This window comes from Streptomyces sp. NPDC006435 (genome assembly GCF_040612315.1).
GTDB lineage: Bacteria > Actinomycetota > Actinomycetes > Streptomycetales > Streptomycetaceae > Streptomyces.
The window spans coordinates 1-26,509 of sequence record NZ_JBEXPY010000028.1 but is presented as its reverse complement, the minus strand read 5'-3'; the positions used below and the strand labels follow the sequence as shown (position 1 = coordinate 26,509).

The following is a 26,509-nucleotide window of genomic DNA, read 5'->3' as shown; positions in this document are numbered from 1 at the left end:
CCGCGCCGGACGCTCCCGGACCGGACCGCATCCACGGTACGCCCGGGTTGCGACGGCTTCGAGACCGGGGCACGCCCGGTTCGTGCATACCGGTGCCCGTGCCGCACGTCCGGGCTCCCCCGACGTGCGGGCCGCGCCCCGCGGGCCGACACTGGGCGGGACATGCGCGACATCGCGTCGCACGAGGAGGCGACATGGGCTGGCTGTGGGCAATCATCGTGGGGCTGGTGCTCGGCCTGATCGCGAAGGCGATCCTGCCCGGCAAACAGAACATCCCCCTCTGGCTGACAACCGTCTTCGGCATCATCGGCAGCGTCCTCGGCAACGCGGTCGCCACCTGGATCGGTGTGAACGACACCAAGGGCATCGACTGGACGCGCCACCTGTTCCAGCTGATCGGCGCGGTGGCCGTCGTCGGGGTCGGCGACATGCTGTGGGCCTCGATCCGCGGTACCAGACAGAAGGCCTGAACCACCGGCACCACGCACTGCGGCCGGACACGCTCGTACGAGCGTGTCCGGCCGCAGTGCCGATCGGCTCCGGGATCAGCCGGTGACCTCGATGGCGGCGAGGTTCTTCTTGCCCCGGCGCAGCACCAGCCAGCGCCCGTGCAGCAGTTCCTCACGGGCCGGCGCGATCTCGCCGTCGGTGACCTTGACGTTGTTCACGTACGCGCCGCCCTCCTTCACCGTGCGACGGGCCCCCGACTTGCTCGGCGCCAGACCGACCTCCACCAGCAGGTCCACCAGCGGGCCGAGCTCGGTGACCCGGGCGTGCGGCACCTCGGACAGCGCGGCGGCCAGCGTCGCCGCGTCCAGCTCGCCGAGCTCGCCCTGGCCGAACAGCGCCTTCGACGCCGCGATGACCGCGGCGCACTGGTCGGCGCCGTGCACCAGCGTCGTCAGCTCCTCGGCCAGCGCACGCTGCGCCGTCCGGGCCTGCGGACGCTCCTCGGTGACCTTCTCCAGCTCCTCCAGCTCGGCGGGGCTGCGGAAGCTGAGGATGCGCATGTACCGGGAGACGTCCCGGTCGTCCACGTTCAGCCAGAACTGGTAGAACGCGTACGGCGTCGTCATCGTCGGGTCGAGCCAGACGGCCCCGCCCTCGGACTTGCCGAACTTCGTCCCGTCCGCCTTCGTCATCAGCGGGGTCGCCAGCGCGTGCACCTCGGCGCCCGGCTCCAGGCGGTGGATCAGGTCGAGACCCGCGGTGAGGTTGCCCCACTGGTCGCTGCCGCCCTGCTGGAGGGTGCAGCCGTAGCGCCGGTACAGCTCCAGGAAGTCCATGCTCTGGAGCAGCTGGTAGCTGAACTCGGTGTAGCTGATGCCCTCGTCGGACTCCAGCCGCCGGGCGATGGAGTCCTTGGTCAGCATCTTGTTGACGCGGAAGTGCTTGCCGATGTCCCGGAGGAACTCGATCGCGGACATGCCCGACGTCCAGTCCAGGTTGTTCACCATGACCGCCGCGTTCTCGCCCTCGAAGGACAGGAAGGGCTCGATCTGGGCCCGCAGCCGCGACACCCAGCCGGCGACTGTCCCCGGGTCGTTCAGCGTGCGCTCCGCGGTCGGCCGCGGGTCACCGATCTGACCGGTGGCCCCGCCCACCAGGGCGAGCGGACGCAGACCGGCCCGCTGGAGCCGGCGCATGGTGAGCACCTGCACCAGGTGGCCGACGTGCAGGCTCGCCGCGGTGGGGTCGTAACCGCAATAGAAGGTGACGGGACCGTCCGCGAGAGCCTTGCGCAGTGCGTCCTCATCGGTGGACTGGGCGAACAGCCCGCGCCACTTCAGCTCGTCGACGATGTCCGTCACGGTTCTTTCTCTCCTCAGACGTGTGGTGAACTGCAACAGTCAGTCTAGGCGGGTCACACGCCCGGACTCACCGAGCTCATGTTGAAGTCGGGGATGCGCAGCGCGGGCATCGCGGCCCGGGTGAACCAGTCGCCCCACTCGCGCGGCAGCGTCTTCCCGGTGCGGCCCGCCTCGGTGGCCCGGGACAGCAGATCCACCGGCGACTCGTTGAACCGGAAGTTGTTCACCTCGCCGACGACCTCGCCGTCCTCGACGAGGTACACCCCGTCACGGGTCAGCCCGGTCAGCAGCAGCGTCGCCGGATCGACCTCCCGGATGTACCACAGGCAGGTCAGCAGCAGCCCCCGGCCGGTCGTCGAGGCCACCATCTCCTCCAGGGACCGCTCGCCGCCGCCGTCCAGCAGCAGGTTGTCGATCGCGGGCGCGACCGGCAGCCCGGTCAGCCCCGCCGTGTGCCGGGTGGTCGTCAGATGCGCCAGCTCGCCGCCCCGGATCCAGTCGGTCGGCGCCAGGGGCAGACCGTTGTCGAAGACGGAGGCGCTGTCCCCGGAGGAGTGGGCGATCACGAACGGCGCCGATTCGAGCCCCGGCGCGTGCGGGTCGCTGCGCAGGGTCAGCGGCAGCTCGGACAGCTTCTCGCCGAGCCTGGTCCCGCCGCCCGGACGGGAGAACACCGTCCGGCCCTCCGCGGCGTCCCGCGCCGTCGACGACCACAGCTGGTAGATCAGCAGGTCGGCCACCGCGGTCGGCGGCAGCAGCGTCTCGTACCGCCCGGCGGGCAGCTCGATCCGGCGCTCCGACCAGCTCAGCCGCCGCGCCAGCTCCGCGTCGAGCTCGGCCGGGTCGACGTCCTTGAAGTCGCGCGTGGAACGGCCCGCCCAGGTCGAGCGGGTCCGGTCGGGCGACTTCGCGTTGAGCTCCAGCGTCCCGTTCGGCTGGTCGTGGCGCAGCCGCAGCCCCGTCGACGTGCCGAGGTAGGTGGAGGTCATCTCGTGGTTGGCGAAGCCGTACAGCTCACGGCCGCCGGAACGGGCCCGGGCGAAGGCCTCGCCGAGCGCCGGGGCGAACTCCGCGAAGACGTCCGAGCCCGTCTCGGCCGGCGCGTCCGTGAAGTCGGGCGACACGGGCACCCCGCCGACCAGCGGCTGGGCGTCCTCCGCGGGACCGGCCCCGCGCGCGGCGGCCTCGGCGGCCCGTACCAGCGGCTCCAGGTCCTCGGCGGTGACGGCCGACCGCGACACCACCCCGGACGCGGTGCCCTGCGCACCGTCCACGGTCGCGATGACGGTCAGGGTCCGCCCCCGCGTCACCCCGTTCGTGGTGAGGGCGTTGCCGGCCCAGCGCAGGTTCGCCGACGACTCCTCGTCGGCGATGACCACGCACCCGTCCGCGGTGGACAGTTCGAGCGCCCGCTCGACGATCTCGTGCGGCTTGCTGACGCGGCTCATCGTCCGGCCTCCTGCGTCGTGTTGAGGATGTTCACGCCCCGGAAGAGGGCGGAGGGGCAGCCGTGCGAGACGGCCGCGACCTGGCCGGGCTGGGCCTTGCCGCAGTTGAAGGCGCCGCCCAGGACGTACGTCTGCGGGCCGCCGACCTTCTCCATCGAGCCCCAGAAGTCCGTCGTCGTCGCCTGGTAGGCGACATCGCGGAGCTGACCGGCCAGTCGGCCGTTCTCGATGCGGAAGAACCGCTGCCCGGTGAACTGGAAGTTGTAGCGCTGCATGTCGATCGACCAGGACCGGTCGCCGACCACGTAGATCCCGCGCTCCACCCCGCCGATCAGGTCCTCCGTGGACAGCCCGCCCGGCTCCGGCTGCAGTGACACGTTCGCCATCCGCTGGACGGGGACGTGCCCCGGCGAGTCCGCGTAGGCGCAGCCGTTGGACCGGCCCAGCCCCGTCAGCCTCGCGATCCGCCGGTCCAGCTGGTACCCGACCAGCGTCCCGTTCCTGACCAGGTCCCAGGACTGCGCCTCGACGCCCTCGTCGTCGTACCCGATGGTCGCGAGCCCGTGCTCGGCGGTGCGGTCACCGGTCACGTTCATCACGGAGGAGCCGTACGCCAGCTTCCCCAGCTGGTCGAAGGTGGCGAACGAGGTCCCGGCGTACGCCGCCTCGTAGCCCAGCGCCCGGTCCAGCTCCGTGGCATGTCCGATCGACTCGTGGATGGTCAGCCAGAGGTTGGACGGGTCGACGACCAGGTCGTACGTCCCCGCCTCGACGCTTGGCGCCCGCATCTTCTCGGCCAGCAGGCCGGGAATCCGCGCCAGCTCGTCGTCCCAGTCCCAGCCGGTCCCGGTCATGTACTCCCAGCCGCGGCCCACCGGCGGGGCGATCGTCCGCATCGAGTCGAACTCGCCGGTCGTCCCGTCCACGGCCACCGCGGTGAACTCCGGGTGCAGCCGGACCCGCTGCTGGGTGGTCACGGTGCCCGCCGTGTCCGCGTAGAACTTGTTCTCGTGCACCGCCGTCAGCGAGGCGTCCACGTGCGCGACGCCCTCGGCGCCCAGGAGCCGGGAGCTCCACTCGGCGAGCAGCCCCGCCTTCTCCTCGTCCGGCACGTCGAAGGGATCGACCTCGTACGCCGACACCCAGGTCCGCTCGCCGTGCGACGGCTCGTCCGCCAGCTCGACCCGCTCGTCCGAGCCGGCCGCCGCGATCACCTTCGCCGACAGCTTCGCCATGGCCACGGCCTGCGAGGCCACCTTCGCCGCCGCGTCCATCGTCAAGTCCACCCCGGACGCGAACCCCCACGCGCCGCCGTGCACCACCCGCACCGCGTACCCGAGATCGGTGGTGTCCGAGGAGCCTGCGGGCCGGGCGTCCCGCAGCCGCCAGGACGCGCTGCGCACCCGCTCGAAGCGGAAGTCGGCATGCACGGCACCCAGCGCCCGCGCGCGGGCGAGCGCCGCGTCGGCGAGGGCGCGCAGGGGCAGGGCCAGAAAAGACTGATCTACCTCATGGGGCACAGGGATTCCCTTCTCGATACACCACGGAAGTGAATCACGCCGCACGGTGACCGCACCCGGGGATATCCGGTGCCGCCCGTCGGGACCCGCCGGGGTGCGCCCCCTCGGGTGATCGTCTGTAGGAACCCCACAGTGCCCGGCCAAAGGCGCTGTCAGGGGCCGATTCCTCGCGGAGCAGGGCTTACCGATAGGTTTTTGATGCATCCAGACCGCTATCGAAAGGGTGATCCGTTGAGCCGCTCGGTTCTCGTCACCGGAGGAAACCGGGGCATCGGCCTCGCCATCGCCCGCGCTTTCGCCGACAACGGCGACAAGGTCGCGATCACCTACCGCTCCGGCGAACCGCCCCAGGTCCTCACCGAAGCGGGCTGCCTGGCGGTCCGTTGCGACATCACGGACGCCGAACAGGTGGAGCAGGCCTACAAGGAGATCGAGGAGAAGCACGGTCCTGTCGAGGTACTGGTCGCCAACGCCGGTATCACCAAGGACCAGTTGCTGATGCGGATGTCGGAGGACGACTTCACGTCCGTGGTCGACACCAACCTCACCGGCACCTTCCGGGTCGTCAAGCGTGCCAACCGCGGCATGCTGCGCGCCAAGAAGGGCCGGGTCGTCCTCATCTCCTCCGTCGTCGGGCTCCTCGGCTCCGCCGGGCAGGCGAACTACGCCGCCTCGAAGGCGGGTCTGGTCGGTTTCGCCCGGTCCCTGGCCCGGGAACTCGGTTCGCGGAACATCACCTTCAACGTCGTCGCACCCGGCTTCGTCGACACCGACATGACGCAGGTGCTCACCGAGGAGCAGCGCAAGGGCATCGTGTCCCAGGTGCCGCTCGGCCGCTACGCGCAGCCCGAGGAGATCGCCGCCGCGGTGCGCTTCCTCGCCTCCGACGACGCGTCGTACATCACTGGAGCCGTCATCCCCGTTGACGGCGGATTGGGCATGGGTCACTGATCACCATGAGCGGAATCCTCGACGGCAAGCGCATCCTCGTCACCGGTGTGCTGATGGAGTCGTCCATCGCCTTCCACACCGCCAAGGTGGCGCAGGAGCAGGGCGCCGAGATCATCCTGACCGCCTTCCCCCGGCCCACCCTGACCGAGCGCATCGCGAAGAAGCTGCCGAAGCCGGCCAAGGTCATCGAGCTGGACGTGACCAACACCGAGCACCTGGACCGCCTCGCCGGCCTGGTCCGTGACGAGCTCGGCTCGCTCGACGGCGTCGTCCACTCCATCGGCTTCGCGCCGCAGGACGCGCTCGGCGGCAACTTCCTGAACACCCCGTTCGAGTCCGTCGCCACGGCGATGCACGTCTCGGCCTTCTCGCTGAAGGCGCTCGCCATGGCCTGCAAGCCGCTGATGAACAACGGCGGCTCGATCGTCGGCCTCACCTTCGACGCGCAGTACGCCTGGCCGCAGTACGACTGGATGGGCCCGGCCAAGGCCGCGCTGGAGGCCACCTCCCGTTACCTCGCCCGCGACCTGGGCAAGGACGACATCCGCTGCAACCTGATCTCCGCCGGGCCGATCGGCTCCATGGCCGCGAAGTCCATCCCGGGCTTCATCGAGCTCGCGGACGTGTGGAACACCCGTTCCCCGCTGGCCTGGAACATGGCGGACCCGGAGCCGGCCGGACGCGGTGTCGTCGCCCTGCTCTCGGACTTCTTCCCGAAGACCACGGGCGAGATCATCCACGTCGACGGCGGCGTGCACATGATGGGCGCCTGATCCCGCACCACGGGCTGTGACACGGCCGCGTACCGCCCCGGGCCGGGCGGTGCGCGGCCGTCGCGCGTCCGCGTCCGGTCCCGGGCCGGTCGAGGCCCGCCCCGGGTGTCCGCCCCGGGCCGCTCAAGTCGAAAAGAAGGTCGATCCACCGCAGAATGTGGTGAACCGGACTTCTGGTCAGGCTGCGGGGGAGGGAGGACGCCATGCGCTCCACGCGTCGCCGGACCTGGGCCCTGCTGACGGCCTCCGCGGCCGTCGCCGCACTGGCCGCCCCGATGGGGATATCCATGGCGGGCCGGGCCGGGGCCCCGGCCCCCGCTCCCGCCGCCACCGGCCCGGAACCCGCCGGAGCCGAATGCCGTACCTCCGTGCTGGGCTCCCGGGTCGTGGCCTACTGCCACAACCCGTACCCCTCCACCGATCGCGTCCAGCTGCACACCGAGTGCCGCCGCTGGTGGGACATCGACGCCGACGCGGCCCCGGTCGACGTGGCCCCGGGGCGGACCGTACGGCTGGACGACCGCTGCTGGAAGGAGGTCGGGGCCGCCTGGGTCACGCACCGGGTGCGCGACGCGTTCTGAGCGCCGCTTTGGAGCGCGGGCCCGGGGAGTGCGGGACCGTGGGCGCCTCGGGGCGCGGGGTCGTGAGCGCCGTTCCGTGGGAGGGGCCCCGCGGGGCGATCCGTCAGACCCGGTCCACCTGACAGCTCAGGGCATGACCCGCGGCCTCGGCGGCCGCCGTCTCCGCGTCCCCCGACCGGATCGCCTCGACCAGCCTGCTGTGGTCCATGTGGTTCTCCGGCCGCAGCTCGTGGCCGATGTCGTCCCTGAGATAGTGGCGCAGCAGATCGCCCAGGTCGGCGTAGAGGCCGGTCAGCACGTCGTTGTGCGAGGCGGCGACCACGGCCAGGTGCAGTGTCGCGTCGGCCTCGACGAACGCCTCGGCGTCACCCGCGGCCCAGGCCCCCTCCCGCCGCTCCATGAGCGCGTCCAGCTGCTTCAGATCCCGCTCGGTGCGCCGCACGGCGGCCAGCCGGGCCGCCGACGACTCCAGGGTGGAGCGCAGTTCGGCGACGTGCCGGGGATCGGCGGAGGCGAAGCGGCGGTGCATCACCCCGGCCAGCTCGCTGGTGGCGACGACATAGGTGCCCGAGCCCTGCCGGATGTCGAGCAGGCCGTTGTGCGCGAGGGCGCGCACCGCCTCCCGGACGGTGTTGCGGGCCACCCCCAGCTGCTCCACCAGCTCGGGCTCGGTGGGAATCCGGGAGCCCACGGGCCATTCGCCGGAGGTGATCTGATTCCTCAGCTGGGCAATCACCTGGTCGGCGAGTGCCGAACGCCGCGGGGACGTCAGCGTCATGGTGCTCCTTGGTCGGGTTGCGGGGAGTCGGGTCGTGGGGATGCGGGTGCGGAGAAGCGGCGCGGGGTGGTTCCAGGTGCTCCGGTCGCCCTGCTTCCTCCACCTGCTCAACGCGCGCGGGTCGCTCCGGGTGTCCGGGGAGCGGGGACGATTCGCGCCGTCCCGCGAACACCGCACGGTTCCCCGGAGGCCCTCGAATGTTCTCGGAGGATTGGACAACCAATCATCCCATGATTCTATGATGGAGTCATGTCCGATGAGAACCAGCCCCAGACCCGGGCCCTCGGCCCCGCCGCCACGGCGGAAGCCCCCATGGATTCCCCGGCCCCGCGCGCCCTGCGGAGCCCGGGGGCGGCCCGGCCCGCTTCCGGGCCCGCGCCCTGGCTGCTCCGGCTGGTCGCCGTCGGGCTGGTCCTCACCGCACTCAACCTCCGCCCCGCCATCACCAGCCTCGGCTCCCTCCTCGAAGAGGTGCGGGACGGCCTGCACATGAGCGGCAGCGTGGCCGGTGTCCTCACCTCCGTGCCGCCGCTCTGCTTCGCGGTCTTCGGGATCATGGCGCCCCGCCTCGCCCGCCGCTTCGGGCCCGGCGCCGTCGTCTGCGCCGGAATGATCGCCATCACCGCCGGCCTGGTGATCCGCCCCCTCGTCGGCGGCACCGCGGGCTTCCTCGCAGCGAGCGCGCTGGCCCTCATGGGCATCGCCGTCAGCAACGTTCTGATGCCGGTGATCGTCAAGCACTGGTTCCCGGACCGCGTCGGCTCCATGACCGGGCTCTACTCGATGGCCCTGGCCCTCGGCACCTCGCTCGCCGCCGCCGTGACCGTGCCCATGACCAGCGCGCTGGGCGGCAGCTGGCGGCTCGGCCTCGGCGTCTGGGCCGTGCTCGCCGCCGCCGCGATCCTGCCCTGGCTCCCGGTGGTACGGGACCGGCGCGGCCCCTCGGCCCGGCCGGCCGGCCACGGCCAGGACGCCCCGGCCCTCCGGATCACCCGCAGCCGCACCGCCTGGGCCCTCGCCTGCTTCTTCGGCCTGCAGGCCACCGCCGCGTACATCACCATGGGGTGGATGCCGCAGATCTTCCGCGACGCGGGGGTCTCGGCCGGCACCGCGGGCGTGCTGCTCGCCGTGACCATGGCGATGGGGGTTCCCCTCGCGTTCGTCATCCCGAGGGTCGCCTCCCGGATGCGGAACCAGGGCCCGATCGTCCTGTTCCTCGGCAGCTGCGGCCTCGTCGGATACGCGGGCCTCTACCTCGCACCGGCCGGCGGGGCCTGGGCCTGGGCGCTGCTCCTGGGGATCTCGAACTGCTCCTTCCCGCTCGCCCTGACGATGATCGGCATGCGCTCGCGCACCGGTGCCGGAGTCGTGCGGCTGTCCGCCTTCGCACAGTCCGTCGGTTACCTGATCTCGATCCCCGGACCGCTGCTGATCGGCGTGCTCTACCAGCACACCGGCGGCTGGGAGGTGCCGATCGCCCTGATGGCGGGCCTCATGGTGCCCCAGATGGCGGTCGGGGTCCTGGCCGGGCGGGCCCGGACGATCGAGGACGAATGCTGAGGTGGGAGACTGTGCCCATGTCTCCTGTGCTCGACCCGAATCCCCAGAACGGCCAGAAGAAGCTCCTCCTCGTGCTCGGGGCGATGCTGCTGATCACCGTGGTGGTCGCGGTGATCGCCTCGGTCGCCTCCCCCTGATCCGGCCCGGCGCCGCGGCCGGGGGTGGGGCTGCCCCCACCATCCCCTAGGGGGCTGGGGTCAGGGTCGAGTGGGTGGGTCACCGGATGTGAACGGTGCCCGCGGATCCGTAGGTTCTCCGGTATCGGATCCGGCAACCCCCGGATCCGGCACCGAAGCCCCACGGAGGCGGATATGGCGGCCCCTACGCACCACCACCCCCGGACCACCCACCCGGCCACGGGCGGTGTCGAGGTCCGGCTGCCGTGGTGGGCCGTGGTGCTGCCCGCGGTCGCGTTCGCCGCGCTGATGCTGCTGATCGTCGGCACCGGTGACGCGCAGGCCGCGACCGCCGACCCCGCGATCGGCCGACTCCTCGCACGTGTCATGGCCCTGGTGAGCGCCTGACGCCGTCCGCCCGCGGCCCCGACGGGTCGGCCGACACCCTCCGCCCCCGGCCCCGACGACCGGCCCGAGCCGTTCGCGTACGTCGCACGAGCACGTCAACACCCTGCGCCGGACGGGCCATTTCGTGCGAAGCTGAGGTGTATGAGCGTCGATACACCTCGCAGGATCGTCCTTCTCAGGCATGCAAAGGCGGAATGGTCGCAGGACTCCGACCACGAGCGGCCCCTCGCGGAGCGCGGCCGCAAGGATGCCCCCGTCGCAGGCCGCAAACTCGTCGACTCCGGGATCGTCCTCGATCTGGCTCTCTGCTCCACCGCCGCCAGGACCCGCGAGACGTGGAAGCTGGCGGTGCACGAGATGCCGCACCGGCCGAGGACCGTGTACGAGGAGCGCCTGTACGAGGCGTCCCCCGGTGAGCTCATCGCCCTGATCAACGAGACCCCCGACGATGTGCGCGACCTTCTCGTCATCGGTCACAACCCCGGCATGCACGCGGTCGCCGACGCACTCTCGAACTCTGCCGAGGGCGACGCCCTGGCCCGGATGTCCCGCGGCGGCTTCCCGACCGCGGCGTTCGCCGTCGTCGAGTTCAACGGCTCCTGGAAGGGCGTGGAACACGGAGTGGGCAGGCTGGTCGAGTACTGGACGCCCAACGACTGACCACGCCGAGCCCGCCGCCCGCCGAGCCCGCCCGTGGTGCCCGCGCGCTCGCCGCAGGACGGCCGGTGTGCGCACACGGGCGGAACGGGACGGACGCGTGCAAGGGCCCCGGTGCGATCGCACCGGGGCCCTTCCCGTACCGGGACGTCCCCGCACGGGAACGCCCGGCACGGGACCCCGTCGCGGAGCCGCCACCGCAGGAACGTTCCTACAGAAGCGTCGTAACGGGAACGCGTCAGTCGACGAGGCCGTCGGCGGCCTCGACCTCCTCGCGGGTGATGCCGAGCAGGTACAGCACGGTGTCCAGGAACGGCACGTTCACCGCGGTGTGCGCGGCCTCGCGGACCACCGGCTTGGCGTTGAACGCCACCCCGAGACCGGCCGTGTTCAGCATGTCCAGGTCGTTCGCACCGTCACCGATCGCCACGGTCTGCGCCAGCGGCACCCCGGCCTGCTTGGCGAAACTGCGCAGCAGCCGGGCCTTGCCGGCCCGGTCGACGATGTCGCCGACGACCCGCCCGGTGAACTTCCCGTCGACCATCTCCAGCGTGTTGGCGGAGGCGAAGTCGAGCCCGAGCCGCTCCTTCAGGTCGTCGGTGACCTGGGTGAACCCGCCCGAGACCACGCCCACTTGGTAGCCGAGCCGCTTCAGCGTACGGATCAGGGTGCGCGCGCCCGGCGTCAGCCGCACCTCGGCGCGCACCTTGTCCACCACCGACGCGTCGAGCCCCGCCAGCAGAGCCACCCGCGCGTGCAGCGACTGCTCGAAGTCGAGTTCGCCGCGCATCGCCTGCTCGGTGATCTCGGCGACCTTGTCCTCGCAGCCCGCGTGGGCGGCGAAGAGCTCGATGACCTCGTCCTGGATCAGCGTCGAGTCGACGTCCATGACGACCAGCCGCTGCGCCCGCCGGCTCAGCCCGGCGGACACCACCGCCACGTCGACGCCGATCCCGGCCGCCTCCGTGGCCAGGGCCGTCCGCAGCTCCGCGGTGCCGGTGCCCGACACCGCGAACTCGACCGCCGTGACCGGGTACTTGGCCAGCCGGAAGATACGGTCGATGTTGCCGCCGGTGGAGGTGATCGTGGCCGCTATGGCGGCGGTCGACTCCGCGGTCAGCGGGTGCCCGAGCACCGTCACGTGGGAACGCCCGTGGCCGCGCGGCCGGTTGTCGCCCGTGCCGGAGATGATCTCGGCCTGGAGCTTCAGGGACTCGGCCCAGCTGTGCACGGTCGCCCGCAGGTCGCCCTCGGTGGTGCCGCCCGCGGCCGGGGCGGTGACCAGCGCGCACAGGACGATGCGGCCACGGGTGACGACCTGCTCGATGTCGATGACGTCGACCGAGTAGGCGGCGAGGGTGTCGAAGAGTCCGGCGGTGATGCCGGGACGGTCCTTCCCGAAGATCTTCACGAGAAGGGTGGGTGTGTCCGCGCCCCGGAGGGGCTCGGAGGGCTCAGGAGACCGGGAGGACTGAGGGGGCTGAGATGCGCTCATGGTGCTTCCACCGTATCGGTCCCCACCGCGGTGCCGAAGGCCCGTCCCGAGTGCCGGACAGCGCGTCGACCCCGTTCTCCGCCCGCGCCGGGCGCCGGGTGCGGGCCTCGGACGGCCGGCGGCGACGGGTTCCCGGAACGCCGGGTGACGACCGGATGGACCCCCGGTGACCGGGTCGCGTACCCGGGCGGTGACGGAGCGTGTATGACCCGGATCATCCCGCGATCAGGAGTGAATGCCATGGTTCGACCCGCTTGCCGATGATCTGCCACTGTTCGTCGCGACTTGTGGCTCACGTCCCCAGTTTTTCGTGCCGACACCGTAACGATGCAGGTCTGGGCCGGGTCTTCGCCCCGTCCGACTTTCGTATCCGGGACCGCTCCTGGAATAGTTCCCCACGATGTTCAGCATCCCTAGGCTCCCTGTGATGGGGGTAACTCGGGGGACAACTAGTGGGGCGCGGAGTGCCGGAACTCGTACTGGAATTGAATGGAAGGACCTGGACGCTCGATCCGTCCAGGTCGTACACCCTCGGGCGCGATCCGCAGGGTGACCTGACGATCGACGACGCAAGGGTCTCGTGGCGCCATGCCACGATCAGCTGGAACGGCCGTAGCTGGTCCATCGAGGACCACGGCAGCACCAACGGCACCTATGTGCAGGGGCGCCGGATCCAGCAGCTGGAGATCGGTCCCGGCTCCGCCGTGCATCTCGGCAACGCCACCGACGGACCGCTGCTGAGCCTGGGCGCCCCGGCGGGCGCCGCGTACAACGCTCAGGGCGCGGGTGCCCCGCAGGCCCCCGTGCAGCAGCCGCAGCAGCAGGGCGGCGCCGGCTGGCCCGCACCGCAGGACCCCGCCGCGCAGCAGGGCTGGCAGCAGGCCCCCCAGGGGCAGCCCCAGCAGCCCGTGCAGCCGCAGCCCCAGGTCCCGCACCAGCAGGGCATGCCGAACACCCCCGGCGCGGGCGGTGCCGCGGGGGCCCCGCCGGTGTACGGCGACCGCAGCCCCACCACGTTCCACCAGCTGGCCCTCGGCCGCGTCATGCGCATCGGTCGTGCGCTGGAGAACGAGCTGGTCGTCTCCGACCTCCAGGTCTCGCGCCACCACGCCGAATTCCACGCGACCCCCGACGGCCGCTTCGAGATCCGCGACCTCGGATCCCACAACGGCACGTACGTCAACGGCCAGCCGCTCTCCAAGTCCGGCTCCGCGTTCATCGGCCCCAACGACATCGTCGGCGTCGGTCACTCGACCTTCCGCCTGGTCGGCGACCGGCTCGAGGAGTTCGTCGACACCGGTGAGGTCTCCTTCTCCGCCCGCCACCTCACGGTGACGGTCGACGGCGGGAAGCAGATCCTCAAGGACGTCTCCTTCGGCGTCCCGGAGAAGTCCCTCATCGCGGTCATCGGCCCGTCCGGCTCCGGCAAGTCCACCCTGCTCAAGGCGCTCACCGGTTACCGGCCCGCCAACCAGGGCGACGTCCTCTACGACAACCGGAACCTCTACAAGCAGTTCGCCGAGCTGCGCCAGCGCATCGGTCTGGTCCCGCAGGACGACATCCTGCACAAGGAACTCACCGTCATCAAGGCGCTCAAGTACGCGGCCAAGCTCCGCTTCCCCGCGGACACCACCGAGGCCGAGCGCCAGGCCCGGATCCTCGAAGTCCTCGCCGAGCTCAAGCTCGACATCCACAAGGACAAGAAGGTCACCTCGCTCTCCGGCGGCCAGCGCAAGCGCGTCTCCGTCGCGCTCGAACTGCTCACCAAGCCGTCGCTGATCTTCCTCGACGAGCCGACCTCCGGCCTCGACCCGGGCATGGACCGCGACGTCATGCAGCTGCTGCGCGGCCTGGCCGACGACGGCCGCACGGTCCTGGTCGTCACGCACTCCGTCGCCGAGCTGGCCATCTGCGACAAGCTGCTGGTCATGGCGCCGGGCGGTTCCGTCGCCTACTTCGGCCCGCCGGAGGAAGCGCTCAACTTCTTCGGCTACACCACCTGGGCCGACGTCTTCTCCGCGTTCGAGAACTACCGCGACTACGACTGGGCGGGCCGCTGGCGCGGTTCGCAGCACTACCAGATGTACGCCGCGGACATCGACGCCGTCGCCGCGCAGTCCGTGCACATGCCGCCCCCGCAGCAGATGCGCCCGCCGAAGCCGCAGAGCTGGTCCGCCCAGCTGTGGACGCTGATGCGCCGCTACGTCTCGGTGATCGCGTCCGACAAGGGCTTCATGGGCCTGATGGTGATCCTGCCCGCCGTGCTCGGCGTCGTCAGCGTGGTCATCCCGGCCGACTTCGGCCTGGCCCCGCCGAAGCCGCCGTCCCGGTTCAACGGGGACGCCGGAACGATCATGCTGATCCTGGTGATCGGGATGACGTTCTCCGCCGCGGCCAACTCCGTACGAGAACTGATCAAGGAACGCGTCATCTACGAACGGGAACGGGCCACCGGCCTGTCCCGCTCGGCCTATCTGATGTCCAAGGTGATCGTCCTCGGCGTGATCACCGCCTTCCAGGGCGTCATCATCTGCGGCATCGGCTTCGCCACCCGCGACCTGCCCGAAGAGGGCCTGATCATGCCGCCGGCCGTCGAGCTCTGCGTGACGATCATCGCGCTCGGCTTCACCTCGATGATGTTCGGCCTGGTCATCTCCTCGCTGGTGAAGACCGCCGAGAAGACCATGCCGCTGCTGGTCATGTTCGCGATCGTCCAGGTCGTCTTCACCGGCATCCTCTTCCAGGTGTACGGCTCGCCCGGCCTGGAGCAGTTCGCCTGGCTGATGCCGTCCCGCTGGGCCATCGCGGGCGCGGGCGCCACGCTCGACCTGGCGCACCTGATGCCGCCGTGGGACCCGAAGAACCCGACCGACCTGGACCCGCTGTGGGAGCACACGGCCGGTCAGTGGGGCATCAACATCACGGTGCTCCTGGTCCTCGGCGTCATCTGCGGCTTCGCGGTCGCCCGGCTGCTGCGCCGCCACGAGCCGGAGGTCATGCGCAAGTGATCACGGGTGCCGGGGCGGACGCTCCGGCACCGGACGCCGAAGGGCGGCACCCCGCGGGGTGCCGCCCTTCGGCGTGTGCGTGCGGTGTCCGGGCGCCGGCTCAGTACGCGCTGTTGACGTTGTCGATCGAGCCGTACCTGTCGGCCGCGTAGTTGGCGGCGGCCGTGATGTTGGCGACCGGGTCGTAGATGTTCGACGAGGTGCCGGGCACGTGGTACGCGTTGAACGTCGGCCGGATGACCTGCAGCAGACCGCAGGACGGGGTGCCGTTCTGGGCGTTGACGTCCCAGCCGTTGACCGCGTTCGGGTTGCCGGTCGACTCGCGCATGATGTTGCGGTGCAGCCCCTCGTACGAACCGGGGATGCCGTTGGCGCGCATGACGTCCAGGGCCTGCCGGATCCAGCCGTCCAGGTTGTTGGCGTACACCGGGGTGCGGGCCTGGGAACGGCTGGCGGCACGCGTCTCGGTGCGCTCGGCGACGGCCTTCGCCTTCGCCTTCGTACGGGCGGCGGCCTTCGCCTTGGCCTCCGCGGCGGCCTTCGTCCTCGCCGCGGCCTCGGCCTTGGCGGCCGCCTTCTTCTTGGCGGCGGCGGCCTTCTCGGCCTTGGCCCGGTCGGCGGCCTTCATCAGCTTCTCGGCGGTGGAGTGCTGCTCGATGATGCTGGCCTGCACCGTCTTGGCCTGCGGGGCACCGGCGGCCGACGCGAGGACCACCGGGGCGGCGGAGACGGGAGCCTCGGCCTCGGTCTTGGTCTCGGCGTTGGCGGGGACGAGCGAGAACGAGAGCGCGGCGACCGCGGCGGCGGAAACACCCGCGACGGAGAACTTCTGGGCCTTGTTCAGGCGACGGCGACGGCCGGTGATGCTGGACGCGGACATGCAGACGTACCTCTTCGAATCGCGGAAGTCCTCACGGAGGACGAAGACGGGAGGCGCGTTTCGCATCTCCGTCGGGGACGGGAGCAATTCTTAGCGGCGGCAAAATCGGGTGGCAAAGATGTGACGTACGACCCCGGGTAGTGGATCGGCGTCCCGCTCGGTCGTGCGGAACCCCGCTCATGCCCACTGATGTGGCGCTTATGCCTCCACTAGTCGACTTCGTAAGTGATGTGGGTCCTATGCGCGGCCTCACATCGGGCGCGTAACGGTTTCACCAACCGTTGCTTCCGCAATCCGGAGCGTCATGGTCCGGTACCGCGGAGGGTGCGTCGACCGTTCCCGGACGCCCGGCGGCGCGCCCGCGGGGCATGCGGGACAGGGCGCGCGGGCGGGATCCCGCCGTGCGGTCATGGGCCGGGCGGCCTAGTTCCCCGGTCCTAATACGGGGCCGTCCACAGGCCGATACGGCGCGCGCACCCCGCCGGTACGGTGAGGTCCATGAGCCACCGCACGCCATCGGGCCTGGCCGCCGTGAGCGCCGCGCTGCTCGCCATGAGCCGACACCTCGAAGTGCGTGACGTCCTGAAGACGATCGTCGCCTCGGCCCGCGAGCTGCTGGACGCCGAGTACGCCGCGCTGGGCGTCCCCGACGACCACGGCGGCTTCGCCCAGTTCGTCGTCGACGGCGTCAGCGACGAGCAGTGGAAGGCCATCGGCCCCCTGCCCAGACAGCACGGCATCCTCGCCGCGATGCTCCACGAGGCGAAGTGCGAGCGCCTCGCCGACGTCCGCAAGGACCCCCGCTTCGAGGGCTGGCCCGAGGCCCACCCCGACATGTCCGACTTCCTCGGCCTGCCCATCAGGGACGGCGACGAGGTCATGGGCGCGCTCTTCCTCGCCAACAAGCGCTGCCCCAAGCCCGAGGGCAGCTGCGGTTTCACCGCCGAGGACGAGGACCTGCTGGCCATCCTCGCCCAGCACGCCGCGATCGCCCTCACCAACGCCCGGCTGTACGAACGCAGCCGCGAGCTCACCATCGCCGAGGAGCGCTCCCGGCTCGCCCACGAGCTGCACGACGCGGTCAGCCAGAAACTCTTCTCCCTGCGGCTGACGGCCCAGGCCGCCACCGCCCTGGTCGACCGCGACCCGGTCCGGGCCAAGGGCGAGCTGCAACAGGTCGCCGTGCTCGCCGCCGAAGCCGTGGACGAGCTGCGGGCCGCCGTCGTCGAGCTGCGCCCCGCCGCGCTCGACGAGGACGGTCTCGTCGCCACGCTCCGTACCCAGGTCCAGGTCCTGGACCGGGCCCACACGGCCCGGGTGACCTTCGAGAGCCTGGGCGTACGAGCCCTTCCGGCCGCCCAGGAGGAAGCACTGCTGCGGGTCGCCCAGGAGGCCCTGCACAACGCGCTGCGCCACTCCGGCGCGGAGCACGTCGCGGTCACCCTGGCCCGGCGCGACGGCGGCACGCTGCTGCGGATCGCCGACGACGGCAGCGGCTTCGAGCCCGCGGCGACCCGGCGGGCGGGCCGGCACCTGGGCCTGGTGTCGATGCGCGACCGGGCCGGCGGCGTCGGCGGCAGGCTCACCGTTGAATCGGCGCCCGGCGAGGGCACCACGATCGAGATGGAGGTCCCCGGTGGCTGACAAGATCATCAGGGTGCTGCTGGTCGACGACCACCAGGTGGTCCGCCGCGGGCTGCGCACGTTCCTGGAGATCCAGGACGACATAGAGGTGGTCGGCGAGGCGGCCGACGGCGCCGAGGGCGTGGCCAGGGCCGAGGAGCTCCGCCCCGATGTCGTCCTGATGGACATCAAGATGCCCGGCACCGACGGCATCGAGGCGCTGCGCACGCTGCGCGAGCTCCAGAACCCGGCCAAGATCCTCATAGTCACCAGCTTCACCGAGCAGCGCACCGTGGTCCCCGCACTGCGTGCCGGGGCTTCCGGCTACGTGTACAAGGACGTCGACCCGGACGCCCTGGCCGGCGCGATCCGTTCCGTGCACGCGGGGCACGTCCTGCTCCAGCCGGAGGTCGCGGAGGCCCTGCTCGCCCAGGAGGAACCGGGCGGGGGGACGGGCCGGGGGAACACCCTCACGGAGCGGGAGCGGGAGGTGCTGGGCCTGATCGCCGACGGCCGCTCCAACCGCGAGATCGCGCGGGCGCTGGTCCTCTCCGAGAAGACCGTCAAGACGCACGTCTCGAACATACTGATGAAGCTGGACCTCGCGGACCGGACCCAGGCGGCCCTGTGGGCCGTCCGGCACGGAGCGGCGAGCTGAATACCGGTGAATCCGGTCCGGCCGCCGATGGAGTCGGCCGCCGGGGGAGCGGAGCGGACCGTTGCCCTCCGGGCTGAGATTCATACTGTCGGGTGTATGTCACCCGGACGGCGCAACCCGTCCCGGGGCGAGGCGTTCTCCAGGAAGCTGCGGCGGTCGGCCGCAGCCACACCAGGAGGACGCTGAAGTGAAGAACCTGAAGAAGGCCGCCGCCGTCGCCATGATCGCCGGCGGGATCGTCGCCGCCGGGGCGGGCGCGGCCTCCGCCGCCGGTCACGGCGCGGGCGCCGACGGCACCGCCACCCACTCCCCGGGCGTGGTCAGCGGCAACACCATCCAGGCCCCCGTGCACGTCCCGGTCAACGCGGTCGGCAACACGGTCGATGTGGTCGGCCTGCTCAACCCGGCCTTCGGCAACCTCGGCCTGAACGGCTGATCCGGCCGGCCCGAACGGCTGCCCCGACCGGCCGGCCGAACGAACAGTCCGACTGAATGAACCGGCCGGACGAACCGACCGGCCCCGCGGTCGTGCACCGTGGGGCGGGACGGACCCGACACGTCCGCCCCGCCCCACGGCACAGCACGCGGTCCACCCCGGACGCACCCGACCACGGACCCCGAACTACCGCCCCCGTTCCCTCTCCCGCTCCTCCACGTACGCGTTGTACGCGGCGACCTGCGCCCGCCGGGCCACCCGCTCCACCGGCCGCAGCGCCTCGCCCCGGGCCGCGATCTCCGAAGCGCTCACCGCCCCGCCGTGCCCGTTCCCGTACGCCACCGAGATCAGCAGCCCCACCCGCTGCGCCAGCTCCAGCACCCGCACCGCCCGCGGCGGATATCCGGGGGCCAGCACCTCGCGCCCCCGTTCCGTCCGCGCCCGGTACGCGTCCACGGCGGCCTCGGCCACCGGCCCCGAACCGGCCACGTCCAGCCGCGACAGCACCGCCGTCGCGTCCCGCAGCGCCTCGGCCAGTTCCCGCTCCGCCTCGCCCAGCGACGGCACGTCGGCCGGCGGCGCCTCCCGCACCGGCAGACACCGCCACACCACCTCGACGTGCAGATCACCCGCCGGCCCCGCCTCGTGCACCTCGGGAACCAGCCCGTACGGCGCACCGAAGGCCACCACCGCCTCCTCGGCCTCCAGCGCCCGCGCGTTGAAGTCCGGCGGTCCGCTCAGCCCCAGCGGATGGCCGGGCGCCGGAAGCGCCACCCGGAACCCCGTCACCCCCAGCCCCCGCAACCGCCCGAGCGCCAGCGTGAGCCCGACCGGCCCCGCCTCGCCCGGCAGTCCCTCGACACGGTGCACCGCGTCCTTCCCGACAATGGCGAGCACCGCGTCGTCCGGTGACACGAGTCCTGCCAGAAGCGCGTTTCCCCAAGAGGCCAACAGCCCTGAGCGTGGTTCCGAAAGCATGGCGACAGCCTAGGGAACCGGCCGGGTCCCCGTGGTCGCACGGGCCCAGCGCCGGGAGCACTCGCGCGGTGGCGTAGATTTTCCTGGGAGCTGTGCCCACAGGCACGCGACGATCTCGACACTGCATGGGGAGACAACGCGCCATGAGCGATGTACTGGAGCTGGTGGACGTATCCGTGGTCCGCGACGGACGCGCTCTGGTGGACGACGTCTCCTGGTCGGTCAAGGAGGGGGAGCGCTGGGTCATCCTCGGCCCGAACGGCGCCGGCAAGACCACCCTCCTCAACATCGCGTCCAGCTACCTCTTCCCGACCACCGGCACCGCCACGGTCCTCGGCGAGCAGCTCGGCGGCGTCGGCACCGACGTCTTCGAGCTCCGCCCCCGCATCGGCATCGCGGGCGTCGCCATGGCCGAGAAGCTGCCCCGGCGCCAGACCGTCCTGCAGACCGTGCTCACCGCCGCGTACGGCATGACCGCCACCTGGCACGAGGACTACGAGGCCGTCGACGAGGAGCGCGCCCGCGCCTTCCTCGACCGGCTCGGCATGACCGAGTACCTCGACCGCAAGTTCGGCACCCTGTCCGAGGGCGAGCGCAAGCGCACCCTGATCGCCCGCGCCATGATGACCGACCCCGAGCTGCTGCTCCTCGACGAGCCGGCGGCGGGACTCGACCTCGGGGGCCGCGAGGACCTGGTCCGCCGCCTCGGCCGACTGGCCCGCGACCCGTACGCCCCCTCCATGATCATGGTCACCCACCATGTCGAGGAGATCGCCCCCGGCTTCACGCACGTCCTGATGATCCGGCAGGGCAAGGTGCTCGCCGCCGGCCCCATGGAGACCGAGCTGACCTCCCGCAACCTCTCCCTCTGCTTCGGCCTGCCGCTCGTCGTGGAACACACCGGCGACCGGTACACCGCCCACGGCCTGCCGCTCTCCTGACGACCCCCGCACCCGCGGGGCCCTCGCCGGCCACGGGGCCGGAGCGGCCCCGGGCACGGCGGGCACAAACGAATACGGCGAAACCCGGCGCGCGCCGCGGACCCGACCGGCGCGACGGACCGGGGCTGCCCGATTGTGCCCTGTCCGTGAGGGCCTTCGCGGTCCTACCATGACCACGTGGACATCGACGCGTGGGTGTGGTGGCTGATCGGCGCGGTGGGACTGGGCATCCCGCTCGTCCTGACCGCGATGCCCGAATTCGGCATGTTCGCCGTCGGAGCGGTCGCCGCGGCGGTCGTCGCGGCACTGGGCGGCGGCATCGTGGCCCAGGTGCTGGTGTTCGTCGTGGTCTCCGTGGCGCTCATCGCCGTGGTCCGCCCGATCGCCGCCAGACACCGCAACGACCGGCCCCAACTCTCCACCGGCATCGACGCCCTGAAGGGTCGTCAGGCTGTCGTCCTGGAACGGGTCGACGGCAGCGGTGGCCGGATCAAGCTGGCCGGGGAGATCTGGTCCGCCCGTTCCTTCGACGGGGACCAGAGCTTCGACCCGGGACAACAGGTCGATGTCGTCGACATCGACGGAGCAACAGCAGTCGTCATGTGACCGAACCGCCCACAAGGCAGGGCCTGTTCTGCCAGACTCGATGTAGATCATCATTGAGACCGGGGCCGTCACGACAGCCGGCCCCTCCCGCGATCTCGACCTCGATCATCGCGATCCGTCGGCAACCGAAGGGCAACGAGGAACGATGCAACCGATCATCATCGTCCTGATCATTCTGGTGGTGCTCGTCTTCATCGCCCTGATCAAGACGATCCAGGTCATCCCGCAGGCCAGCGCCGCCATCGTGGAGCGCTTCGGCCGCTACACCCGTACGCTCAACGCCGGGCTGAACATCGTCGTTCCGTTCATCGACTCGATCCGCAACCGCATCGACCTCCGCGAACAGGTCGTGCCGTTCCCGCCGCAGCCGGTGATCACCCAGGACAACCTGGTCGTCAACATCGACACCGTCATCTACTACCAGGTGACCGACGCGCGGGCCGCGACCTACGAGGTCGCCAGCTACATCCAGGCGATCGAGCAGCTCACCGTCACCACCCTCCGCAACATCATCGGTGGCATGGACCTGGAGCGGACCCTGACCTCCCGCGAGGAGATCAACGCGGCCCTCCGCGGCGTCCTCGACGAGGCGACCGGCAAGTGGGGCATCCGCGTCAACCGCGTCGAGCTCAAGGCGATCGAGCCGCCCACCTCCATCCAGGACTCGATGGAGAAGCAGATGCGTGCCGACCGCGACAAGCGCGCCGCGATCCTCCAGGCCGAAGGAACGCGCCAGTCCGCGATCCTCACCGCGGAGGGCGAGAAGCAGTCCGCGATCCTGCGCGCCGAGGGTGAGGCCAAGGCGTCGGCCCTGCGCGCCGAGGGCGAGGCCCAGGCCATCCGCACGGTCTTCGAGTCCATCCACGCCGGGGACCCGGACCAGAAGCTCCTCTCGTACCAGTACCTCCAGATGCTCCCGAAGATCGCCGAGGGCGACGCCAACAAGCTCTGGATCGTGCCCAGCGAGATCGGCGACGCGCTCAAGGGCCTCAGCGGCGCCTTCGGCAACCTCGGCAACGGCGCCCCCGGGTTCGACACCGGCGCGAGCAAGGAACGCCGCGAAGAGCCCCCGCTCGACTGAGGGCCGGCACGGCACCCCCCCAGCCGACTGACGTGTACATACCCTCGTGCATGATCAGTGCATCAAGCACCGATCCTGCACGGGGGGACACGCAATGAACATCTGGGAGATGCTCGCCGTCTTCGCCGCGGGCATCAGCGCCGGAACGATCAACACGATCGTCGGCTCGGGAACACTGATCACCTTCCCCGTGCTGCTCGCCACCGGGCTGCCACCGGTCACCGCCACGGTCTCCAACGCCCTCGGCCTGATCCCCGGCTCCATCAGCGGCGCCATCGGCTACCGCGAGGAACTCACCGGGCAGCGCCGCCGTGTGCTCAGGCTCTCCGTCGCCGCCCTCATCGGCGGCTTCACCGGCGCCGTCCTGCTGCTGGCCCTGCCCTCCACGGCCTTCGAGACGATCGTGCCGATCCTGGTGGCCCTGGCCCTCGTCCTGGTCATCCTGCAACCACGCATCAGCAAAGCCGTCCAGCGCCGGCGCGACCGCGACGGCACCCCCGCCCACGCCGACGGCGGCCCGCCCCTCTTCGTCGGGCTGATGCTCGCCAGCGTCTACGGCGGCTACTTCACCGCCGCCCAGGGGATCATCTACCTCTCCCTCATGGGCATGCTGCTCGACGACACCATGCAGCGCCTCAACGCGGTCAAGAACGTACTGGCCGCCATCGTCAACAGCATCGCCGCGCTCTTCTTCCTCTTCGTCGCGGACTTCGACTGGACGGCCGTCGTGCTGATCGCCGTCGGCTCCGCGATCGGCGGCCAGATCGGCGCGAAGATAGGCCGCCGCCTCAGCCCCACCGTCCTGCGCGTACTCATCGTCGCGGTCGGCACGGTCGCCATCGTCCAGCTGCTGCTCCGCTGACCGACGCACGGGAGCCCGCCCCCGGAGGGACGGGCTCCCGTCACGGCGAAACGCGTACGCCGGTCACACCGGTCACGCCGCGGCGCTGTCCAGCCAGTCCGGCAGCTCCGACCCCGCGTCGGCCCCCAGCGCCAGCAGCATGGCCTGCGCGGGGGAGGGGACGAACGGCTGGCGCAGCAGCGGCATCCCCGCCTGCTCGGGCGTCCGGGCCGCCTTGCGGTGGTTGTCCTCGGCACAGGAGGCAACCGTGTTGAGCCAGGTGTCCTGACCGCCCTGGGCCCGCGGGACGACGTGGTCCACGGTGCTCGCCCGCCGCCCGCAGTACGCGCACCGGTGCTGGTCCCGCACCAGCACGCCCCTCCTGGACCACGGGGCGTGTCTTCGGAACGGCACCCGTACGTACCGGCAGAGCCTGATCACCCGGGGCACCGGAATGTCCACGGCGGCGCCACGCATGCGGAGGTCGGGGTGCGACTGTTCGACGACGGCCTTGTCCTGCAGGATCAGCACCACCGCACGGTTCAGCGTCACCGTCGACAGCGGCTCGAAGCTCGCGTTCAGTACCAGCGTGTCCCGCATCTCGCCCACCTCCCGTGTGCCGCCCGCCCCCTGGCAGGCCCGGATCAACTCTGGCGGGGCGGGCCGGGATGGACAACGCAATAAAAAATGCCCTGCCCCGGTCTCATTCGGGACCGGGGCAGGGCGAACAGCGGGGAAACTCTCGGCTCACGCCTCCTGGGCGGGGGACGCGTACTCGCCGATCAGCTGGGCGCGGCCCAGCGTGTGGAAACGCAGGTTGAATCCGACGGCCGCGGGCGACGCGTCGCTGTCGACCCCCAGCTTCTCGGTGTCCACCGCGTACACGGTGAAGACGTAGCGGTGGTTCTCCCCGGCCGGCGGCGCGGCGCCGCCGAAGTCCTTCGAGCCGTAGTCGTTGCGGACCTGCACGGCACCGGCGGGCAGCCCTTCGAACTTCCCGCTGCCCGCACCGGCCGGAAGCTCCGTGACCGACGCCGGGATGTCGAAGAGCACCCAGTGCCAGAATCCGCTGCCCGTCGGGGCGTCGGGGTCGAAACAGGTCACGGCGAAGCTCTTGGCCTCCGCCGGGAAACCCTCCCACCGCAGCTGCGGCGAGATGTTCCCGCCCGCGAACACCTGGGCGTCCGCCAGCACGGCACCGGGGGCGAGGTCCTCGCTCACCACCGTGAACGACGGCACCTCGGGGTGGAAGTCGTGCGGCAGCGGCGCCCTCTTCGGCTCGGTCACGTCAGCACCTCTCCTGATCGCTTCGCTCTGTCACTGCTGTCAGCCGGTCCCCACCGACCCTAGAGCCAGTTGCGCTGGCCGCCGACCTGGGCGAGCCACTGGTTGAGGTACGCCGCCCAGTCGGTCCCCTGGTAGTCGTTCAGCCCGACCTTGAACGAGCGGTACGAGTCGCTGCCCTCGCTGAAGAGTCCCGGCTTCTTGTCCATCTCCAGGACGACGTCCATCTCGCGGTCGTCCGCGACGAAGGACAGCTCGACCTGGTTCAGCCCGCGGTACTGCTGCGGCGGGAAGAACTCGATCTCCTGGTAGAACGGCAGCCGCTGGCGGGTGCCGCGGATGTGGCCGCGCTCCATGTCCGCGCTGCGGAAATTGAACCCGAGCTGCCTGAAGGCGTCGAGGATGGCCTGCTGGGCCGGCAGCGGGTGCACGTTGATCGGGTCCAGGTCGCCCGAGTCCAGCGCCCGCGCGATCTCCAGCTCCGTGGTCACACCGATGTTCATCCCGTGCAGGTGCTGCCCGGCGAACATCGTGATCGGCGTCTCCCAGGGGATCTCGAGCCCGAACGGCACGACGTGCACGGCACCGGCCTGCACCTCGAACGCCCCACCGAGCTGAAGCTTGGTGAACTCGATGTCCTGCTTGGTCTCGGTGTCCTGGCCCTCGACCTCGACCCGGGCCTGCAGGCCGACGGAGAGCCTCTCGATCTGCTGGGCCACGGATCCGCCCTGGATCCGCACCTCGCCCTGGACGACCCCACCCGGTACGACGTTCAGCTCGGTCAGCTCGGTCTCCACCGAAGCACCACCGGCACCCAGACTCGCGAGCAGCCGCTTGAAGCCCATGTTTACTCCTCCTTGGTCCTGACCTCACTACATACGCGTCACGACCGTAGTCGGTTCCCGGTACCCTCGACCGCCATGATCGAGGGCATGGACCGTACGCCACTGACACGCGACTTCTTCGACCGCCCCGTGCTGGACGTGGCCCCCGATCTCCTGGGCCGGATCCTGGTACGCGCCACCCCCGAGGGCCCGATCGAACTCCGTCTCACCGAGGTGGAGGCGTACGCCGGAGAGATCGACCCCGGCTCGCACGCCTTCAGGGGCCGCACCACGCGCAACAGCGTCATGTTCGGACCGCCGGGACACGCGTACGTCTACTTCACCTACGGCATGTGGCACTGCCTCAACCTGGTGTGCGGCCCGGAGGGCAGGGCGAGCGGGGTCCTGCTCCGCGCCGGCGACATCCAGGTCGGTGCCGAGCTCACCCGCGAACGCCGGAACTCGGCCCGCAACGACAAGGAACTGGCCAAAGGACCGGCCCGGCTGGCGACCGCCCTCGGCATCGACCGTGAACTGAACGGCACCGACGCCATCGCCCACCCCGGAGCCCCGCTCTCCGTGCTGCACGGCACCCCACCACCACGCGACCAGGTACGCAACGGTCCGCGCACCGGGGTGGGCGGCGACGGGGCCACACATCCCTGGCGCTTCTGGATCGACGGAGACCCCACGGTGAGCCCCTACCGGGCCCACGTGCCACGCCGCCGCGCAACTTGACTCGCTCTTGAGGGACACCTAATGTTGTCCGAGCCGCTTGAACGGGTACTGCTGTCGATTCAGTCCATCGGACCGGATCCGAGCACCTGGCAGCGGCCAACCACTACCTACGACTCACCCGGACGGGTGCGAATTCGGCATGCCGTAATTCGTTCCCACGGCTCGATTATGAGCCGCCAGGGAAATCGGTTAACGTAGCGGAAGCCGAAAGGCAAAAGACCACTTCGACGGTCACCGAGAATTCGGAATCCGGTCCGGAAACGGAACGGGAAAAGGTTCTGGTAGAGTCGGAAGGGCCGGAAAGGGAAAACGCGGAAGCGGAGGACCTGGAAGGCGAATCCCGCTGACTGGGAATCGGGTCCGGAAGGATCTGATAGAGTCGGAAACGCAAGACCGGAGGGAAAAGCCCGGAGGAAAGCCCGAGAGGGTGAGTACAAAGGAAGCGTCCGTTCCTTGAGAACTCAACAGCGTGCCAAAAGTCAACGCCAGATATGTTGATACCCCGGCCTGCCA

27 protein-coding genes are annotated in these 26,509 nt (G+C 70.8%); 17 read left to right on the top strand and 10 right to left on the bottom strand.

Going from position 1 to position 26,509, the window contains the following annotated elements:
- Positions 1–194: 194 nt before the first annotated feature.
- Positions 195–470, top strand: coding sequence for a GlsB/YeaQ/YmgE family stress response membrane protein (locus ABZZ04_RS25215; RefSeq protein ID WP_356934479.1), 276 nt, complete (start codon positions 195–197; stop codon positions 468–470).
- 75 nt (positions 471–545) lie between these two features.
- On the opposite strand, the gene tyrS is transcribed toward ABZZ04_RS25215, so the two are convergent.
- From tyrS to ABZZ04_RS25200, 3 genes are read right to left on the bottom strand one after another with little or no spacing between them, the layout of a single operon-like run.
- Positions 546–1,811: a tyrosine--tRNA ligase gene (tyrS, locus tag ABZZ04_RS25210; RefSeq protein WP_356934478.1), complete on the bottom strand. Its 1,266-nt coding sequence runs from the start codon at positions 1,809–1,811 to the stop codon at positions 546–548.
- Between the two features lie 53 nt (positions 1,812–1,864).
- Positions 1,865–3,259, bottom strand: coding sequence for a metallopeptidase TldD-related protein (locus ABZZ04_RS25205; RefSeq protein ID WP_356934477.1), 1,395 nt, complete (start codon positions 3,257–3,259; stop codon positions 1,865–1,867).
- Complete coding sequence (locus ABZZ04_RS25200; RefSeq protein ID WP_356934476.1) at positions 3,256–4,779, bottom strand: TldD/PmbA family protein; 1,524 nt, start codon at positions 4,777–4,779, stop codon at positions 3,256–3,258. The genes ABZZ04_RS25205 and ABZZ04_RS25200 overlap by 4 nt, the downstream gene beginning before the upstream one ends.
- A gap of 231 nt (positions 4,780–5,010) precedes the next feature.
- Between ABZZ04_RS25200 and fabG the strand changes: the two genes are divergently transcribed.
- The 3 genes from fabG to ABZZ04_RS25185 all read left to right on the top strand — a co-directional run bounded on the left by fabG (position 5,011) and on the right by ABZZ04_RS25185 (position 7,084).
- On the top strand, positions 5,011–5,730 hold the full coding sequence (fabG, locus tag ABZZ04_RS25195) for a 3-oxoacyl-[acyl-carrier-protein] reductase (protein WP_356934475.1): 720 nt from the start codon (positions 5,011–5,013) through the stop codon (positions 5,728–5,730).
- A gap of 5 nt (positions 5,731–5,735) precedes the next feature.
- Positions 5,736–6,503 (top strand): enoyl-ACP reductase FabI, encoded by a 768-nt coding sequence (gene fabI / locus ABZZ04_RS25190; RefSeq protein WP_356934474.1) that lies wholly within the window; start codon positions 5,736–5,738, stop codon positions 6,501–6,503.
- A gap of 203 nt (positions 6,504–6,706) precedes the next feature.
- Positions 6,707–7,084 (top strand): hypothetical protein, encoded by a 378-nt coding sequence (locus ABZZ04_RS25185; RefSeq protein ID WP_356934473.1) that lies wholly within the window; start codon positions 6,707–6,709, stop codon positions 7,082–7,084.
- 103 nt (positions 7,085–7,187) lie between these two features.
- Here ABZZ04_RS25185 and ABZZ04_RS25180 read toward each other — a convergent pair whose 3' ends face one another.
- Entirely contained in the window at positions 7,188–7,862 is a 675-nt protein-coding gene (locus ABZZ04_RS25180) for a FadR/GntR family transcriptional regulator (RefSeq protein ID WP_356934472.1), read from the bottom strand.
- A 312-nt stretch (positions 7,863–8,174) separates the two neighbouring features.
- Here ABZZ04_RS25180 and ABZZ04_RS25175 point away from each other — a divergent pair, with 312 nt between their 5' ends.
- The 4 genes from ABZZ04_RS25175 (at position 8,175) to ABZZ04_RS25160 (ending at position 10,606) form a co-directional block, all read left to right on the top strand.
- On the top strand, positions 8,175–9,422 hold the full coding sequence (locus ABZZ04_RS25175; RefSeq protein ID WP_356934563.1) for an MFS transporter: 1,248 nt from the start codon (positions 8,175–8,177) through the stop codon (positions 9,420–9,422).
- A 26-nt stretch (positions 9,423–9,448) separates the two neighbouring features.
- A complete protein-coding gene (locus tag ABZZ04_RS25170; protein ID WP_262375349.1) occupies positions 9,449–9,559 on the top strand; it encodes an SGM_5486 family transporter-associated protein in 111 nt (36 codons plus the stop codon).
- Positions 9,560–9,733: 174 nt separating this feature from the next.
- Complete coding sequence (locus ABZZ04_RS25165) at positions 9,734–9,946, top strand: hypothetical protein (protein ID WP_356934471.1); 213 nt, start codon at positions 9,734–9,736, stop codon at positions 9,944–9,946.
- 141 nt (positions 9,947–10,087) lie between these two features.
- Entirely contained in the window at positions 10,088–10,606 is a 519-nt protein-coding gene (locus ABZZ04_RS25160) for a histidine phosphatase family protein (RefSeq protein WP_356934470.1), read from the top strand.
- 235 nt (positions 10,607–10,841) lie between these two features.
- On the opposite strand, the gene serB is transcribed toward ABZZ04_RS25160, so the two are convergent.
- Positions 10,842–12,098 carry a phosphoserine phosphatase SerB gene (gene serB / locus ABZZ04_RS25155; protein WP_356934469.1) on the bottom strand — a complete coding sequence of 419 codons (1,257 nt, stop codon included), beginning with the start codon at positions 12,096–12,098 and terminating at the stop codon, positions 10,842–10,844.
- A 452-nt stretch (positions 12,099–12,550) separates the two neighbouring features.
- On the opposite strand from serB, the gene ABZZ04_RS25150 reads away from it, so the two are divergent.
- Positions 12,551–15,106: an FHA domain-containing protein gene (locus ABZZ04_RS25150; RefSeq protein ID WP_356934468.1), complete on the top strand. Its 2,556-nt coding sequence runs from the start codon at positions 12,551–12,553 to the stop codon at positions 15,104–15,106.
- A 100-nt stretch (positions 15,107–15,206) separates the two neighbouring features.
- Here ABZZ04_RS25150 and ABZZ04_RS25145 read toward each other — a convergent pair whose 3' ends face one another.
- Complete coding sequence (locus tag ABZZ04_RS25145; protein WP_356934467.1) at positions 15,207–15,986, bottom strand: transglycosylase SLT domain-containing protein; 780 nt, start codon at positions 15,984–15,986, stop codon at positions 15,207–15,209.
- A 498-nt stretch (positions 15,987–16,484) separates the two neighbouring features.
- Here ABZZ04_RS25145 and ABZZ04_RS25140 point away from each other — a divergent pair, with 498 nt between their 5' ends.
- The 3 genes from ABZZ04_RS25140 to ABZZ04_RS25130 all read left to right on the top strand — a co-directional run bounded on the left by ABZZ04_RS25140 (position 16,485) and on the right by ABZZ04_RS25130 (position 18,703).
- Positions 16,485–17,630 (top strand): GAF domain-containing sensor histidine kinase, encoded by a 1,146-nt coding sequence (locus tag ABZZ04_RS25140; RefSeq protein WP_356934466.1) that lies wholly within the window; start codon positions 16,485–16,487, stop codon positions 17,628–17,630.
- A complete protein-coding gene (locus ABZZ04_RS25135; RefSeq protein ID WP_356934465.1) occupies positions 17,623–18,267 on the top strand; it encodes a response regulator transcription factor in 645 nt (214 codons plus the stop codon). Before ABZZ04_RS25140 ends, ABZZ04_RS25135 begins: the two co-directional genes overlap by 8 nt.
- A 187-nt stretch (positions 18,268–18,454) precedes the next feature.
- Positions 18,455–18,703, top strand: a complete 249-nt coding sequence (locus tag ABZZ04_RS25130; protein WP_356934464.1) for a chaplin — start codon at positions 18,455–18,457, stop codon at positions 18,701–18,703.
- A 186-nt stretch (positions 18,704–18,889) separates the two neighbouring features.
- Here ABZZ04_RS25130 and ABZZ04_RS25125 read toward each other — a convergent pair whose 3' ends face one another.
- Positions 18,890–19,681, bottom strand: coding sequence for a hypothetical protein (locus tag ABZZ04_RS25125; protein ID WP_356934463.1), 792 nt, complete (start codon positions 19,679–19,681; stop codon positions 18,890–18,892).
- Positions 19,682–19,824: 143 nt separating this feature from the next.
- Between ABZZ04_RS25125 and ABZZ04_RS25120 the strand changes: the two genes are divergently transcribed.
- The 4 genes from ABZZ04_RS25120 (at position 19,825) to ABZZ04_RS25105 (ending at position 23,171) form a co-directional block, all read left to right on the top strand.
- On the top strand, positions 19,825–20,622 hold the full coding sequence (locus ABZZ04_RS25120) for an ABC transporter ATP-binding protein (protein ID WP_356934462.1): 798 nt from the start codon (positions 19,825–19,827) through the stop codon (positions 20,620–20,622).
- A 177-nt stretch (positions 20,623–20,799) separates the two neighbouring features.
- Positions 20,800–21,228, top strand: coding sequence for an NfeD family protein (locus ABZZ04_RS25115; RefSeq protein WP_148833943.1), 429 nt, complete (start codon positions 20,800–20,802; stop codon positions 21,226–21,228).
- Positions 21,229–21,373: 145 nt separating this feature from the next.
- The gene (locus ABZZ04_RS25110) at positions 21,374–22,309 is read left to right on the top strand and encodes an SPFH domain-containing protein (protein WP_356934461.1); all 936 of its coding nucleotides are present in this window, start codon (positions 21,374–21,376) and stop codon (positions 22,307–22,309) included.
- Positions 22,310–22,403: 94 nt separating this feature from the next.
- Positions 22,404–23,171, top strand: coding sequence for a sulfite exporter TauE/SafE family protein (locus ABZZ04_RS25105; protein WP_356934460.1), 768 nt, complete (start codon positions 22,404–22,406; stop codon positions 23,169–23,171).
- 72 nt (positions 23,172–23,243) lie between these two features.
- Here the strand turns inward: ABZZ04_RS25105 and ABZZ04_RS25100 are convergent, their stop codons facing one another.
- The 3 genes from ABZZ04_RS25100 to ABZZ04_RS25090 form a co-directional block, all read right to left on the bottom strand.
- Positions 23,244–23,750 carry an HNH endonuclease gene (locus ABZZ04_RS25100; protein WP_356934459.1) on the bottom strand — a complete coding sequence of 169 codons (507 nt, stop codon included), beginning with the start codon at positions 23,748–23,750 and terminating at the stop codon, positions 23,244–23,246.
- A 147-nt stretch (positions 23,751–23,897) separates the two neighbouring features.
- The gene (locus ABZZ04_RS25095) at positions 23,898–24,437 is read right to left on the bottom strand and encodes a YbhB/YbcL family Raf kinase inhibitor-like protein (protein WP_356934458.1); all 540 of its coding nucleotides are present in this window, start codon (positions 24,435–24,437) and stop codon (positions 23,898–23,900) included.
- Positions 24,438–24,496: 59 nt separating this feature from the next.
- The gene (locus tag ABZZ04_RS25090; protein ID WP_356934457.1) at positions 24,497–25,279 is read right to left on the bottom strand and encodes a sporulation protein; all 783 of its coding nucleotides are present in this window, start codon (positions 25,277–25,279) and stop codon (positions 24,497–24,499) included.
- A gap of 75 nt (positions 25,280–25,354) precedes the next feature.
- On the opposite strand from ABZZ04_RS25090, the gene ABZZ04_RS25085 reads away from it, so the two are divergent.
- Entirely contained in the window at positions 25,355–25,996 is a 642-nt protein-coding gene (locus ABZZ04_RS25085; RefSeq protein WP_356934456.1) for a DNA-3-methyladenine glycosylase, read from the top strand.
- Positions 25,997–26,509: the final 513 nt, after the last annotated feature.